The sequence below is a fragment of the Neptunicella plasticusilytica genome, assembly GCF_047922965.1.
GTDB classification, from domain to species: domain Bacteria; phylum Pseudomonadota; class Gammaproteobacteria; order Enterobacterales; family Alteromonadaceae; genus Neptunicella; species Neptunicella plasticusilytica.
In genome coordinates, this window is sequence record NZ_CP150481.1 from 4,071,682 (window position 1) to 4,086,716 (window position 15,035).

Genomic DNA, 15,035 nt, shown 5'->3' on the forward strand with positions numbered 1-15,035 from the left:
TTTAGGCAAGTCTAACACAGCCCCCGCAAATGCAGAGGGCTGGGTTAAATTTTATTGGCTATATCCAGAAATTAAAACGAATAAGGTTATTGGGCGATTGAAACGATCAAAGACTCAACATTGGAGGTCGCCTCAATCGACTGATCCGGTTGTCCGCCTCCCACTGACACCCGGTAATCTCCGGCGACAACATTGGCCTGACCTTGTTGATCAAATAACGCAAAGTCATTCCGGCTCAAGGTAAACTCGATACTTTGTTGCTCACCGGCAGCCAGATGCACGCGCTGAAAACCTTTTAAACTGCGAATAGGATGATGACCGGTACGCTCGGCTTGTCCTACATAGAGTTGTGCCACTTCATCACCGTCCATTTTACCGCTATTGGTTAATGTCACACTGACCCGGTAATGCTCATCGTCCGTTTTGGTTGCTACCAGATCGCTATAAGTGAACTGGCTATAACTCAACCCGTAACCAAACGGATAGAGCGGCTGCTTATCGAAAAAACGGTAGGTCTGAGTAGTCAGATGGTAATCCTCAAACGCGGGCAAATCCTCGACTGAATGGTAAAAGGTAACCGGTAATCGCCCGGCTGGATTACTATCGCCAAACAGTATATCGGCAATCGCCGTGCCTGCGGCTTGACCCGGATACCAGGCTTCCAGAATCGCTGGAACATGTTCATTGGCCCAATTCACTGCCAGTGCACTACCGTTAAGTAATACCAATACCACAGGTTTACCCAGCGCCTGAATATCTTTTATCAACTGCTGCTGATTATGCGGCAAGCTGATTTTGGTACGATCGCCGCCGTTAAAACCGTCGGTGTGCACATCCATTTCCTCACCTTCCAGGCGTGCAGTCAGCCCCATAAACATCACCACCGCATCGGCCTGCTTGGCTACATCCAGTGCCTGTTGGTGCAGATCTGCCTGTGGCTTGGCCCACACCAGTTGCACCTGTGCATCGGCATAAGTCTCTCCGGCTTCAATTTTTATGCTGTGACGCTGACCTTTTTTAAGCATCATTAGCGGGGATTTCTTCAAGCGGGGATCGCCGTATTCATCGCGAAAATGGTACTTGGTTGATGCCACCAGTTCACCGTCCAGATAGAGTTTGGCATTACAGCTACTGATTATGCCAAGTTGGTACTCACCATCACTATCGACCACAATATCGCCGGTCCAGCGCACTCCGAAGTTATCATCATCCATATCTTCACGCGGGGCTTTGTCATTCCAGTTAGCATCCACATTGGCATCAATTCGGCTGAATAACACCTCGCCCTGCAAATCACTGTTATTGAAAAAATCGGCCTGTAATCCGGCCTGACCATTGGATTGCTGTAACACTTCTGCGGGCACCGGATAAAACATCGGTATGCCTTCGGCTAATTCACTACCCTGCGCAAATAGGACTTTGCTATTTGACGAGACTTTGTCACGAATGCCCTGTAACGGTGTGACCGGATGGGAGGGCACACCATTATAGTTACCCAACAACATTAACCACTGATCGGCATTGGGACCAATCACTGCCAGTGTGCCAATGTCTTTTTTCAATGGCAGTGTCTGATTGGCATTTTTAAGTAACACCATGGATTTTCGCGCAGATTGCAGCGCCAGCTGCTGGTGAGGTTCACTATCCACCACCGAATAGGGAATATTCTGGTAGGCCACCTGCTCGGCAGAATCGAACATGCCTAATTTAAAGCGGGCCGTAAATAAACGTTTAACCGATACATCAATTTGCTGTTCGCTGATCATGCCTTGTTCAACGGCCTCTTTCAGTGAAGAATAAACTTTGCCGCAGTTCAGATCAGTACCGGTTTTAACCGCCAATGCTGCACTCTCTGGTGCACTTTGGGTAACTTTATGATGGGCATGAAAATCGGCAATCGCACCGCAATCCGATACGACAAAACCATCAAAATCCCAGTCCCGGCGTAAAATATCCTGCAACAGGGTTTTGCTGCCACAGGCCGCCTCACCGTTATAACGGTTGTAGGCACACATTAACGAGTAAGCACCGCCTTGCTTGATGCCCTTTTCAAACATGGGCAGATAGGTTTCATATAAATCTTTTTTGTTGGTCGTGGCATTAAATTCGTGTCTTTCCGGCTCCGGTCCGCTATGCACCGCAAAATGTTTTACCGTGGCGACGGTTTTTAAATAGCGCGGATCATCACCCTGCAAGCCGCGGATAAAAGGCACCGCTAATTCACCGGTTAAATAGGGATCTTCTCCGTAGGTTTCCTGTCCCCGTCCCCAGCGCGGATCACGGAATAAATTGATATTCGGCGACCAGATCGTTAACCCCTGATAGATAAAGCGTTTGCCTTTGGCGGCAAAATCATGATGTTTGGCACGCGCTTCGTCAGAAATTGCCGTGGCCACATCAAACATCTGCTGTCTGTCCCACATCGCCGCTAAACCAATCGCCTGTGGAAAAACCGTGGCGAGTCCTGCTCGTGCCACCCCATGTAAACCTTCCGACCACCAGTTATAGGCAGGGATCCCCAAACGCTCAATGGCTGGCGCTTCATTCATCATCTGGCTGACTTTCTCATCCAGAGTCAGACGCGAAACCAGATCATCCACCCGTTGTTCGGTGCTTAACTGGCTATTTTGAAAGGGCAATACTGCCGCAGATGGCGGCTGTTGCTGTACAGCCTGCTGACAGCTTGTCAGTGCAAGACATATTATCAATAAACTGGCAGAACGTAATCGGACTAACATAATGGCAAACCTGTGAAAAAATGATGCCGACCAGTATGGCTATCTGTCTGCCTGGCAACAAGCCATGTCACATTACGTTTATTAACAACTTGGCAACAAAAAATTGTTGTAAACAGATACCGGGGCCGTACACACCCTATGTGGGGCGAGGTCAATATTTACGAGCTTTTTACGCCATCTGAAAAGCGGTTATGATAATTTTAACTTTTGTTCGAAACTGACCCTGTAGCCCAAAAACAGAAGATAAATTGTTTATCTTCCTTATACTGAGATTCAAATTTGTCTTATCTCGTTCTGGAGGCAGTCAATGCCCAGACTAACTAACCTGATCAACAAGTATCCCTATCTGAATGCCTTGCTGATCATGCTGGTTATGGGCGCGTTGTCCTTTTCGCTGGATAGCTGGTTCTTACCCAAGCTGGGTACCTTGATGATGCTGCAACTAGGTGTGGTGATGGTAGCATTACAAGGGCAGAAAATTCCTGCGGTGATGGCCGCGTTTATCGGCGCGTTAATTTTTAATTTTTTCTTTATGGAGCCCCGTTACGCGGTGCATATGATTAACGGCGAAGATATCGTCAATATGCTGGTTTTTCTGATTGTTGCCTTGCTTACCAGCCATCTGGCCAATTTTTACCGTAATCAGGGTGAGGCATTACGTCAGGTCCAGCTGCGCTCCAGTATTCTGATGTCGGTGTCGCATGATTTACGCACCCCGTTATCCACTATTATTGGCACACTCAGTACCATGCAAGCTTACGATGACAAACTGACCATCGATGAGCAATCGGAGCTACTGCAAGCGGCTTTGGATGAAAGTCATCGCTTACACTCCTACATTGAAAACTTGCTCCAGGCGACCAAACTCCAGCACGGTGAAATGGTTTTACAAACCAGCTATCAACCGTTAATGCCTGTAGTGCAGTCGGTGGTTAAACGCTTTGACGATCCGCGCATCAAACTAGAACTTGGTCACGACTTGCCGCAAGTGCATATTCGCGAATCTTTGCTGGAACAAGCCATCTACAATGTGGTCGATAATGCGTTAAAGTATTCGGGGCAAACCTCTCCTGTTATTATCCGGGTTGCCTCCTCGGCCAAATGGCTGGAAATTAATATTATTGATTCGGGGCCAGGCATTCCCAAGCCCCTGCATCAAAAGGTGTTTGAGTTATTTTACTCTACCCGCCACGGTGATGCTGGCGAAGGCGGAACGGGGTTAGGGTTAGCTGTGACTGCAGGTATTGTTAAAGCGCATCAGGGAGCACTGGATATTATCTCCACGCATTCCGGTTGTACTATGCGCATCAGACTGCCTGCCGCGAAAAAGGAAAGGGCATAATGCAACGTATCCTGGTGATTGACGACGAACCACAAATCCGCCGGTTTATGCGGATATCATTAACCGCTGAGAGTTTTGAATTTCTGGAAGCGACCACGGCGGCAGAAGGACTGGAACTGGCCGCGCAGGAAAATCCCGATCTGATTATTCTGGACCTGGGACTACCGGACGAAGACGGTTTTCACGTATTGCAACGCCTGCGCGAGTGGAGCAATGTGCCCGTATTGGTATTAACCGCTCGTGATGCCGAAGAAGAAAAAGTCAAACTGCTCGAAGGTGGCGCCAATGATTATCTGAGCAAACCCTTTGGCATCAAGGAGCTCATCGCCCGCATTAAAGTTTTGCTCAGAGATCTGACCGATAACCAGCAGGATAACTCGCCAGGTCTGCTGGAATTTTCTGACTTGCGTATTGATATCCCTAACCATCAGGCCTGGTGCCACGGCAAAAAGCTGTCCTTGTCGCGCAAAGAGTTCGCTATGTTGTCCTTTCTGGCCAAACATCCCAATCAACTGGTCACCCAACAGCAGCTGCTGGAGAAAATCTGGGGTGCCAGTCACTCGGGTGACACCCATTATCTGCGTATTTTTGTCAGTCTGTTACGTAAAAAACTCAAAGATGATCCCGACAATCCGATTTTTATCAAAACCGAACCGGGGGTTGGCTATCGTTTTGTACAGGAACCGGTTAATCCCAGCATCCTACCAAGCGGGTAATCTATCCATACATGGTTAACGCCCGCAATACCATCCGTCTTCTGTCTATGCCCATGCTGTGGATGGGTGTGGTACAACTGACGTTTGGCTGTTTGTCACTGTTTTTATTTCGCGATAATAATGCCGCAGCATTTTTTGAACCCGGTATTACCTTATTGAGCCTGTCGCTGATTATTATTCTGGCGATGAAGCAAACCGATCTGAGTAAAATATCTAACCGTGATGCGTTACTCTTTGCTACGTTAACCTGGTTGTTGTGCGGTATCCTGGGCGCTTTACCGATAGAGATCGTTACCGATGTCAGTTATATCGACGCGGTATTCGAGTCAATCAGCGCACTGACCACCACCGGCGCCACCATATTGACCGGTCTGGACGATATGCCGCGCTCTTTCCTGATGTATCGCCAGTTTTTACAATGGATGGGCGGACTGGGGATTGTCATTTTCGTAGTTGCAGTATTACCCATGCTGAACGTCGGCGGCATGCGCTTGATCAAGGCCGAAACGCCGGGGCCGGTCAAGGATGATAAATTATCGCCGCGAATTGCCAGCACCGCACATTATTTCTGGATGGTGTATTTAATTATTACTACCTTGTGTGCCTTTTCATACTGGATGGCAGGCATGTCAGCCTACGATGCCATCGGGCACAGTTTTACCACCGTATCCACCGGGGGCTTTTCTACCCACGATGCCAGCCTGGGCTATTTTGACAGTCATGTTATTTTTGCTATATCGAATATTTTTATGCTGTTGGGAGCCATCAGCTTTGGCTTGCATTTTCGGGTGCTGAACTCGGCCAGACCCAAACTTTACTGGCAAGACGAAGAAACCCGAATTTTTCTGCTACTTGTCACCTTAATGGCATTGATGCTGGGAGTCTATTTGTTCAGCAATAACAGCTACCAAAGCTTTGGTGAGTGCCTGAGTTATGCCTTTTTCTATGTGATTTCTTTTATCACCAGTACCGGTTTTGGCGGCGACGATATCGGCCAGTGGCCAGAGGCGACCGCGATGTTTCTGGTGTTTGCCGGCTATTTGGGTGGCTGCGCCGGTTCTACCGCCGGCGGTAACAAAATCATTCGTGATATCGTTACCTTCAAGGTGATTCGGCGCGAAATCTGGCAATTGTTGCATCCGCATTCCGAGCTGGTACTGCGCTACCAAAAACGTCCGGTCAACCGCGACACCCGTAACGCGGTAATGGCCTTTATGTCCTTTGCGGCTGGCAGCAGTATGCTGATCACCCTGTTATTAACCATGACTGGCATGGATTTCTGGTCTGCCTTTACCGCCGTTGCAGCCTGCGTCAATGTGCTGGGACCGGGGTTTGGTGAGGTCGCCAGTAATTTTCAGTCTGTCAGTGATTTCGGTACACTATTGCTATCCGCCGCCATGATTCTCGGCAGGCTGGAATACTTTACTGTGCTGGCGTTATTCTTTCCGGCATTCTGGCGCTATTAATCCCCTCAGCCGCAAGTTCTTGCTGCAGCCATTGGTGAAATACCTTTATCCGCTCACGTTTGGGTGAATGCTGGTCATATAAAAAGGTAAAGCGTAGACCAGGCGAAATTTCAATGTCGAACGGTTTAACTAATAAACCATCTTCAATCAGATTTTTAACCAAACAGTGTGCTCCCAGGCATACTCCGTGACCGGCCAATACGGCATTAATTCCCATTTCCAGTGTCGACACTTCCAGCCAGTCACGTTTCGATAACGGAATTGTTGAATTGGCCAGTTCAAACCAGTTTTCCCAACTAAAACGCCCCGGTCTTTCGGCCTCCACCAGTATACAATTAAGCAAATCCTGAGGCTCTTTTACCTGCATGTGCTCCAGCAATTTGGGTGAACAAACCGGGTATATAGGATCAACAAACAAGGTTTCATTAAACAAGCTTGTATCGATGGTATCGCCTTGACGTATGGCGATATCCAAATCACTGTGGCGTAAATTTTCCAGTTCGTCTGATACGACAATTTTGACTTTGATATCCGGGTACAAATTGGCGAATTTCCACAAGCGCGGTACCAACCAGATGGATGCAAAAGACAAACCCGTTGTAACCTGTAATACACCGGGCAATGGTGCTTGTTGCACTTGATCAAACCCCTGCGATAACAGATTAAAGGCGTTTCCTACATGTTCAGACAGAACCTCCCCTTGCGGCGTAAGCCGCATATTGCGTCCACTGCGGACAAATAGACGGGTGCCAAGAACCTGTTCAAGACTGCGAATTTGCTGACTCACTGCCGCCTGACTAATTGCCAGCTCTTGCGCTGCCACACTGTAACTTTGGTGCTTGGCTGCCGCCGCAAAACAGCGCAGTAAACCTATATATCTTAATCGTTTATCCATAAGTTTTACTTATTTTAAAGTTAATTATTTATCGTTCGTTTTTTATCCGCCACTGCGTCATTATTTATCCGTAGACAATCTGCTAAGGATGTGAAAATGAACACTCAATGCAATGTAAAACAACAAGATAGATTAGATCAAGTGAATCATCAAATTGCGCTATTGTCCAGAATAGAGCACTGGCTACGGTTGATCGGAAAAGTATTGAATACCGAACAAATGGTTAAGCACAAGTAATAGTGATTAACTATTTAGGCAGCGTCATTCTATGGGCGAGGAGTTGTTACGATTTATAATATTGTGACAATGAAAAACGGCCAGTCTGTACCGAGTAACAAGGCTTAGATGTTAAGCTTTTGTTATAGTTAACAAAGGGTACAAAGAATGAAAAAACTTTTTATGCTGCTGATAATGCTGCCAATTTTACTCGGCAGCTCGGCAATGGCACAACACAGATTCAGCGGCGAAGACGGTTATCGTCTTTGGCTAAAATATGATCTAATTCAGGATCAGTCGTTGCGGCAGCAATATCGTCAACAATTACAGTCATTTTTTATCGCTTCTGATTCAGCCACTGTCGATATTATCAAGCACGAATTAACCCTGGCCTCCAATGGCTTGCTGGGCCAGACTGTCAAATTCACCGACAGCGTCCCAAAAGCCAGTGTGGTGTTTTTTAAAAGCGATAATCCGCAGCTGGCAAAGTACGACATCAAACAGGATCTCACCCAACTTGGGCAGGAAGGTTATTTACTGGTCACCGTCGCCAAACAAATTCTGCTGATCGCTAATAGCGAACAAGGTTTGCTTTACGCCACCTTTGATTTGCTTAGACAGATCCAGACCGGCACGTCTTTAACCCAGTTAAATAAAAAACAAGTACCCAAAGTTCAATTGCGTATGCTGAATCACTGGGATGATCTCGATCGCCATACCGAACGGGGATACGCAGGCCAGTCGATTTTCGACTGGCATAAACTACCGGATTACCAAGAACAGCGCTACTACGACTACGCTCGTGCCAATGCTTCGATTGGTATTAATGGCATAGTGCCGAATAACGTCAATGCCAATGCATTAATCCTGACTCCGGCTTATCTGCACAAAGTTAAAGCACTGGCCGATATTTTCAGACCCTACGGCATCAAGGTGTATTTATCGGTTAAATTCAGTTCTCCCCATTTAATTGGTGGACTGGAAAATTCCGATCCGGTCAAACCTGAAGTACAACAATGGTGGCAGGATAAAGCCGCCGAGATTTATCAACTGATCCCGGATTTTGGCGGCTTTCTGGTCAAGGCCAATTCCGAAGGCCAGCCGGGTCCGGGAGATTTTGGCCGTACTCACGCGCAAGGCGCCAATATGCTGGCGCGTGCGCTAAAGCCTTTTGGCGGCAATGTTTTGTGGCGAGCCTTTGTTTATGCCCATGACACCAAAGCAGAACGCAGCCTGCAAGCTTATAACGAGTTTGTGCCGCTGGATGGCAAATTTGATAACAATGTGAGTGTGCAGGTAAAAAACGGCCCGATTGATTTTCAGCCACGTGAACCTTTCAGTCCGTTATTTGGTGCTATGCCACACAGCTCGCTGGCAATGGAATTCCAGATCACCCAGGAATATTTAGGCTTCAGTACTCATCTGGCTTACCTCGGCACTCTGTACAAAGAAGCGCTGGATGCCGATACCCACAGCAAAGGCGCCGGTTCAACTGTCGCCAAAGTGGTGGACGGCAGTTTGTCTGACTCTCCGCTTACCGCCATGGCAGGCGTGGCGAATATTGGCATGGACAGAAACTGGACCGGGCATATTTTTGGCCAGGCTAACTGGTATGTATTTGGCCGACTGGCGTGGGATCACGATTTATCTGCCGCAGATATTGCCGATGAATGGATCAACATGACCCTGACTCATAATAAAAACGCCATCGCCCAAATCAAGGATATGATGATGAGTTCGCGCGAAGACGTGGTGAATTACATGACCCCGTTAGGCTTACATCACCTGATGGATACCGGCCACCATTATGGACCCGGCCCCTGGGTGGATAATTTAGGCCGTGCCGACTGGAACCCGACCTATTACCACCGCGCCGATAAACAAGGTTTGGGCATAGACCGCACCGCCGCCGGCACCAACGCCATTTCGCAATACGCCCCCTTCTGGCAAGAGAAACTGGCTGATCCTGCCACCACACCGACTGAATTACTGCTGTGGTTCCATCACTTGAGCTGGGATTACACAATGCCGTCTGGCAAAAATTTATGGTACGAGCTGGTACACCATTACAACATGGGTGTAGCTGGTGTGGAAAAAATGCAGCAGCAATGGCAATCGGTTAAAAACCAGATCGATCCCAACCAGTTTAATCAGGTTGAAATGGCACTGGGTATTCAGTTGAAAGAAGCCAAATGGTGGCGCGATGCCTGTTTGGCTTATTTCCAGACTTTTTCTCAACGCCCCATTCCCGAGGGTTTCCCTAAACCCGCTCACGATGTGGATTATTACCAATCCCTGCAATTTCCTTATGCACCAGGACAAGGTTAATTATGCGTAGATTTTATTTACCCCTGCTTGCCGCTGCCGCGGTAAGCCAGTCAGCACTGGCCGATGTGACACTGCCTAAACTGATTTCCGATGGCATGATCCTGCAACGCGACCAGCCGGTAAAAATTTGGGGTCGGGCCGATGCCAACGAAGCCGTTACCGTTCGTCTAGATGGCAAATTAGTAGGCCGGGTAACCAGCCCAACGGGAGAGTGGTCACTCACTCTTCCTGCACAACAGGCTGGTAAAGCTCATACTATTAGTATCAAAGGCAACAATAGTCTCGAAGTTAAAGATGTGTTGTTTGGCGAAGTCTGGCTGGCATCGGGCCAATCCAACATGGAGTTGCCGATGGAAAGGGTTAAAGAGCGCTTTCCGGACGTAATTGCTGCGGCCAATTACCCTACTATTCGCCAGTTTAACGTCACCCTGGATTACGATTTTATTCAGCAGCATCAGGATTACCCTAAAGGGGAATGGGTGGCAGCAACGCCGCAATCGGTACTGAAGTTCTCGGCGGTGGCCTTTTTCTTCGCCCGCGACCTGCAACAAAAATATCAGGTGCCGGTGGGCATTATTAAAACCCCAATTGGCGGCACGCCGGTACAGGCATGGATGAGCGAAGGTGCGTTAAATGCCTTCCCAACTTACATGGACGAGCTAAAACCCTATCAGCAACCCGGTCATGTGGCCGAGGTAAAAGCCGCAGATAAAGCCAAAAATGATAAATGGTATGGTGATTTGACCCGAAATGATTTGGGTTTGCAGCAAAACTGGCAACAACCCAATGTGGATGACAGTGACTGGCAAACCTACCAGCTACCGGGATTATGGCCCGATGGTCTGCTGGAGCCCAAAGAAGGTGTAGTATGGTTCCGTAAAACCATTGATATTCCGGCGGATATGGCAGGCAAGCAACAAAAACTGATGATGGGGCGTATCATCGATGCAGACCAGGTGTTCGTTAATGGCCAGCAGGTGGGCAATATTACTTATCAGTATCCACCGCGTCGTTATACGGTGCCTGCAGGTTTACTTAAAGCCGGTGAAAACTCGATAGTGGTAAGGGTAGTTAACAGCCAGAATCGTGGCGGTTTTGTGTCCGATAAACCTTACTGGCTGGGTAATGAGGAGAATCACCTCGATTTAACCGGCAGCTGGAAATACAAAGTAGGCGCAACGGCCGAACATTTGCCCAGCGATACCTTTGTACATTACAAACCAACCGGTTTGTTTAATGCGATGATTTATCCGGCACTTAATTACACTATTAAAGGGGTAATCTGGTATCAGGGTGAATCCAATACCGGCCATCCTTCCGATTATCACGCGCTGTTTGCCAACATGATTCAGGACTGGCGTAAACACTGGCAGTTGGGTGATTTTCCCTTTCTGTTTGTGCAGTTAGCCAACTTCCAGCAATTCCACCAGCAACCAGTGGAAAGTGGCTGGGCGGAACTGCGCCAGCAGCAACTGGATACCTTATCCGAACCCAATACCGGTATGGCAGTGATTACCGATGTGGGTGAATGGAATGATATCCACCCGCTGGACAAACAAACCGTTGGCCAGCGTTTATCTCTGGCGGCGCAGCATATCGCCTATGGCGAGAACGTGGTGTACTCCGGCCCCATTGTTCAATCGGTGCAAGCTATGGGTAATTCGTTGGTGGTCAACTTTTCTCACACCGGCAGCGGTTTAAAAATCAAAGGTGATAAACTGACCGGATTTGCTATCGCTGGCAGTGACGGGGTGTATCATTGGGCCGAGGCAAGCGTCACAGGTAATAAGGTAGAACTAACCAGTGAAGCAGTACCAGCACCGCTAACAGTGCGTTATGGCTGGCAGGACAACCCTGAAAATGCCAACTTGTATAATCAGGAAGGCTTACCCGCCTCCCCCTTTGAAGCCAAAGTAAACTAAACCTTCAAGCAGGCGCCCGTTACGGGCGCCTGTTGGGTTTATGCTTCGCCGCCTATTCACCTGATAAATTTGCGGTAACAAAAGCATCAGAGTAGCCCTGATAGGCACCCCAGAAATTCTGGGCGACCTCATCAGGAAACAAATGAAAATCACCTTTCTCTATTGCAGTAATAATCCCTTCGGCAACAACCTTTGGACTGGCTGCGTCAGAAAATCCTGCAGTATCACCCATATCCGTGGCTATTGGACCAGGATGTACACTCAACACCTGAACCCCTTTAGGTATTAGCACTTCTCGCAGTGCCTGGGTCAGAGAGTAGGAAGCGGCTTTTGATATTGAATAAGTAGCGAAATTGGAGAAGTTCCGTATCGACACGACCGAGTTGAGCTGCACCAGAACACCATGATTCTTTTCAAGCACAGGCGCAAAGGCATTAACCAAGCGTAGTAGACCATATAAGTTAACTTCCAACTCATAATTCAGCGCCTGTTCGGTATCATCCTCAAGAGGTCCCTTCGGGATCAGAACACCGGCGTTATTAATCAGAATATCAACATCACCAGCCCGGTCTGCGGCCAGTTTAGCCGCATTCTTGTCTGACATATCCAGGTCGATTGTTTCAACCCGACTCCCATAGAGATCTTCAAGTCCTTTGGTAGACGTCACATCCCTTACGGCGAGATAAACCTTCTTTGCACCACGAGCTAAAAACGTTTCCACAATCTGCTTACCGATTCCGCGGTTAGCACCGGTTACCAACACCACTTTATTTTCTATTTTCTGACTCATTGTTCTAGCTCCAATTAGTGAATTACAAATTGTACCGATCGGTACAGTGTTGATTAAATTATACCAATCGGTACAATAATGCAAAATATATTTAGAGCGATGAGAAATATCTTATGACTGCAGGTAGAAAATTAGCCTTTGATAAAGACATTGCCTTAGATGCAGCAATGAAGGTGTTCTGGCACAAGGGTTACGTGGGCGCATCATTGTCTGAGCTAACCGACGCGATGCAGATAAATAAACCTAGCTTATACAGTGCCTTCGGCAACAAGGAAGCCTTGTTTATTCAGGCGCTGAATAAATACAGCACTCAGGTTGAAGAAACATATTTTTCGTTGCTTTACACCGAAGGCGTTAACCTGAAACAACGTATCACAAACTTTTTGACAGCCATCGTTAACAGCCAATGTGATGATCAAAGTCCTAAAGGGTGCTTTTTGTGTGCTGGTGTTTCCGAGTCAGCCAATTCTGATATTCCAGAAGCGATAAAGTTGGTGCTGGATGAACGTATACAGGGAATCTACAATGCTCTGCTGGATATTTTTAACACCGATCAGCAAGCTAAAAGACAAGGTTTGGATAGCAACGCCGAGCTGCATGCCAGATTTCTGAGCACACTGTTGCATGGAACCGCCGGGCTTGCCCGCGCGGGTTTAGGACCGGAACAATTACTACCCGTTGTTCAGCAAGGTGTGCGATCGTTAGAATTAGGTGACAACACTGTAAATCCATAAAGGACTTCGCAGTCCGCCTTGTTAAAGGAGAAATGCTATGCCTGAACATCGTATTTTTAAAATGGCGTTTGCCAAGGTGTATCCCATGTACGTTCAAAAGGCCGAGCGCAAGAACCGCACTAAACAAGAAGTGGACCAGATTATTTGCTGGTTGACCGGTTATGATCAGGCCGGTCTGGGAAAACAAATTGAGCAACAAAACGATTTTGCTACTTTTTTTGCCCAGGCACCGCAGCTTCATCCCAATTGTTCACTTATCAAAGGCGTAGTGTGTGGAGTACGTATTGAAGACATTGACGATCCGCTGATGCAAAAAATACGCTATCTGGACAAGCTGATAGACGAACTGGCTAAAGGTAAAGCCATGGATAAAATTCTGCGCCAATAATCGAATTTCAGCTCATATACCTGCCGATCAAAATATTAGCGACGTTAATTTGGAATAGTTACAACTTCATCTGACACTTTTTATTATAGAGCTTAACTAAATCTGACAGTCTGCTTTGTGCTGTGAGTTCAACTGGTAACGCCCGCTTAGGGGCAAAAACATGTGGGCTATAATAACGAGCGAAGCGAGGACAGTCCACGTGTTTTTATCCCAGCAAGCTCCGCTTGCGTCTACCGCGGTTTGTTATATTTTGTCCCGAAGAATGCACCACTCATTGCAAATAGGGTATAAACGAACGACTCGAAAACGCTTGTTACTAACAGACCAGAAAAGCCTACTACTAATATTGTTGCTGATACAACTATGTATCTAGGCCTTACTCCTTTTAAGCCAAAAAAAGAGACAAATAGAAGACCGATTGCTAACAAAAATTTATAACCGATTGATTTATTAGCGCGAGCCTCTCGCTCTGGTGAATTGAGATACTCTTGCTCTTTTTTCTTTAAATAGTCAACTTCGTATTCTGGGATAGAACCTTCCTCCGTTATTTCTTCATATTGTCGCTTATATGACTGTGTAAGATCTGAAGGCGCAGGATTTGTTAAAGACCTAGAATTCCAAGTTAGTAGAGCCAATAAAATTAAAGTTACAGTAGTTCGAAAAATGTTCATTGAAAAATATAACGCCTTACTAATGGGCGCATAAATGCTTGGCTAAAATTAGCGACGAAGGGGCACAAGCCAAGCGTTTTGCTTCCTTTTGAGTAACTTGTTATGAATCACCTACTTTAGGCAAAGAACTTTTGTTTAAGACCTTGAACGTAAGTAAATCTATAACCATTGAATACACTTCATTATTGTTGATAAAAACAACAAAAAGATTACCTTCAGAATTTAAACTAGATTCAACTATGCGGTTATACCCTGAAATAATTTCTGTATATCCTGAGCCGTCCACTTTACTTAAGGCAAATGTACGTTTATCTGTATAATCCAACTTACTATCTTTATTGGTATCGCTATTTATAACCTCATAGGATATTCCACGTGTAATTGAATTTTTGTTAAATTCATTATTAACTAAAGGATTAATATCAATAATTAGTTGTTCAATTGAATCAAATAACCATACGGCTTGATTTGTATTTCCATTTATCAAAAGAACATTCTTAGACCTAGTGGGTGTATAACTACCACCACTAAAATTTTCATACATTCTGCCACGTTCTTTTTTCTCTACAGAAAGCTTCTCTGATTCGAGCGGGATAAAATGAAAATCTGTATTACCAACCTTTCGAGGGTATCCCAAACTCCACTTTTCTTCTTTCTTGTCGTCCTGAGCTAAGTTTAATGTTGGCTGTTCTACTACTTCATCTTTGAAAAAGACTGAGACTATTTGATAGGAAATAAAAAGTGTCCCTATAACAATTCCAATGAATAAAACTAACCCATTAAAATTCCAAATCCATTTAAAAAATCTATCCGTTTTCATATGACTCCA

Annotated in this window: 12 protein-coding genes; 7 read left to right on the forward strand and 5 right to left on the reverse strand. The window is 46.5% G+C overall.

The features are described 5' to 3' along the window. Window positions 1-86: 86 nt before the first annotated feature. Entirely contained in the window at window positions 87-2,738 is a 2,652-nt protein-coding gene (locus V1467_RS18360; protein ID WP_416306429.1) for a glycoside hydrolase family 3 C-terminal domain-containing protein, read from the reverse strand. Window positions 2,739-3,045: 307 nt separating this feature from the next. Here V1467_RS18360 and V1467_RS18365 point away from each other — a divergent pair, with 307 nt between their 5' ends. The 3 genes from V1467_RS18365 to V1467_RS18375 are packed head-to-tail and all read left to right on the forward strand — an operon-like array spanning window position 3,046 to window position 6,262. After that, on the forward strand, window positions 3,046-4,080 hold the full coding sequence (locus V1467_RS18365; protein ID WP_416306430.1) for an ATP-binding protein: 1,035 nt from the start codon (window positions 3,046-3,048) through the stop codon (window positions 4,078-4,080). After that, window positions 4,077-4,796 carry a response regulator gene (locus V1467_RS18370; RefSeq protein WP_416308725.1) on the forward strand — a complete coding sequence of 240 codons (720 nt, stop codon included), beginning with the start codon at window positions 4,077-4,079 and terminating at the stop codon, window positions 4,794-4,796. The genes V1467_RS18365 and V1467_RS18370 overlap by 4 nt, the downstream gene beginning before the upstream one ends. An 11-nt stretch (window positions 4,797-4,807) precedes the next feature. Beyond that, window positions 4,808-6,262 (forward strand): TrkH family potassium uptake protein, encoded by a 1,455-nt coding sequence (locus V1467_RS18375; protein ID WP_416306431.1) that lies wholly within the window; start codon window positions 4,808-4,810, stop codon window positions 6,260-6,262. Here V1467_RS18375 and V1467_RS18380 read toward each other — a convergent pair. After that, window positions 6,219-7,157: a LysR substrate-binding domain-containing protein gene (locus tag V1467_RS18380; protein ID WP_416306432.1), complete on the reverse strand. Its 939-nt coding sequence runs from the start codon at window positions 7,155-7,157 to the stop codon at window positions 6,219-6,221. The genes V1467_RS18375 and V1467_RS18380 overlap by 44 nt on opposite strands. A gap of 384 nt (window positions 7,158-7,541) precedes the next feature. On the opposite strand from V1467_RS18380, the gene V1467_RS18385 reads away from it, so the two are divergent. Both V1467_RS18385 and V1467_RS18390 read left to right on the forward strand, forming a co-directional pair. Beyond that, the gene (locus V1467_RS18385; protein ID WP_416306433.1) at window positions 7,542-9,701 is read left to right on the forward strand and encodes an alpha-glucuronidase family glycosyl hydrolase; all 2,160 of its coding nucleotides are present in this window, start codon (window positions 7,542-7,544) and stop codon (window positions 9,699-9,701) included. Between the two features lie 2 nt (window positions 9,702-9,703). Beyond that, window positions 9,704-11,623 carry a sialate O-acetylesterase gene (locus tag V1467_RS18390; RefSeq protein ID WP_416306434.1) on the forward strand — a complete coding sequence of 640 codons (1,920 nt, stop codon included), beginning with the start codon at window positions 9,704-9,706 and terminating at the stop codon, window positions 11,621-11,623. 52 nt (window positions 11,624-11,675) lie between these two features. Here V1467_RS18390 and V1467_RS18395 read toward each other — a convergent pair whose 3' ends face one another. Then, a complete protein-coding gene (locus V1467_RS18395; RefSeq protein ID WP_416306435.1) occupies window positions 11,676-12,413 on the reverse strand; it encodes an SDR family oxidoreductase in 738 nt (245 codons plus the stop codon). Window positions 12,414-12,526: 113 nt separating this feature from the next. On the opposite strand from V1467_RS18395, the gene V1467_RS18400 reads away from it, so the two are divergent. Further along, window positions 12,527-13,147 (forward strand): TetR/AcrR family transcriptional regulator, encoded by a 621-nt coding sequence (locus tag V1467_RS18400; RefSeq protein ID WP_416306436.1) that lies wholly within the window; start codon window positions 12,527-12,529, stop codon window positions 13,145-13,147. A 37-nt stretch (window positions 13,148-13,184) separates the two neighbouring features. Next, window positions 13,185-13,535, forward strand: a complete 351-nt coding sequence (locus tag V1467_RS18405; protein WP_416306437.1) for a DUF2200 domain-containing protein — start codon at window positions 13,185-13,187, stop codon at window positions 13,533-13,535. A gap of 230 nt (window positions 13,536-13,765) precedes the next feature. Here V1467_RS18405 and V1467_RS18410 read toward each other — a convergent pair whose 3' ends face one another. Both V1467_RS18410 and V1467_RS18415 read right to left on the reverse strand, forming a co-directional pair. Beyond that, complete coding sequence (locus V1467_RS18410; RefSeq protein ID WP_416306438.1) at window positions 13,766-14,206, reverse strand: hypothetical protein; 441 nt, start codon at window positions 14,204-14,206, stop codon at window positions 13,766-13,768. Between the two features lie 100 nt (window positions 14,207-14,306). Continuing rightward, on the reverse strand, window positions 14,307-15,026 hold the full coding sequence (locus tag V1467_RS18415) for a hypothetical protein (RefSeq protein ID WP_416306439.1): 720 nt from the start codon (window positions 15,024-15,026) through the stop codon (window positions 14,307-14,309). Window positions 15,027-15,035: the final 9 nt, after the last annotated feature.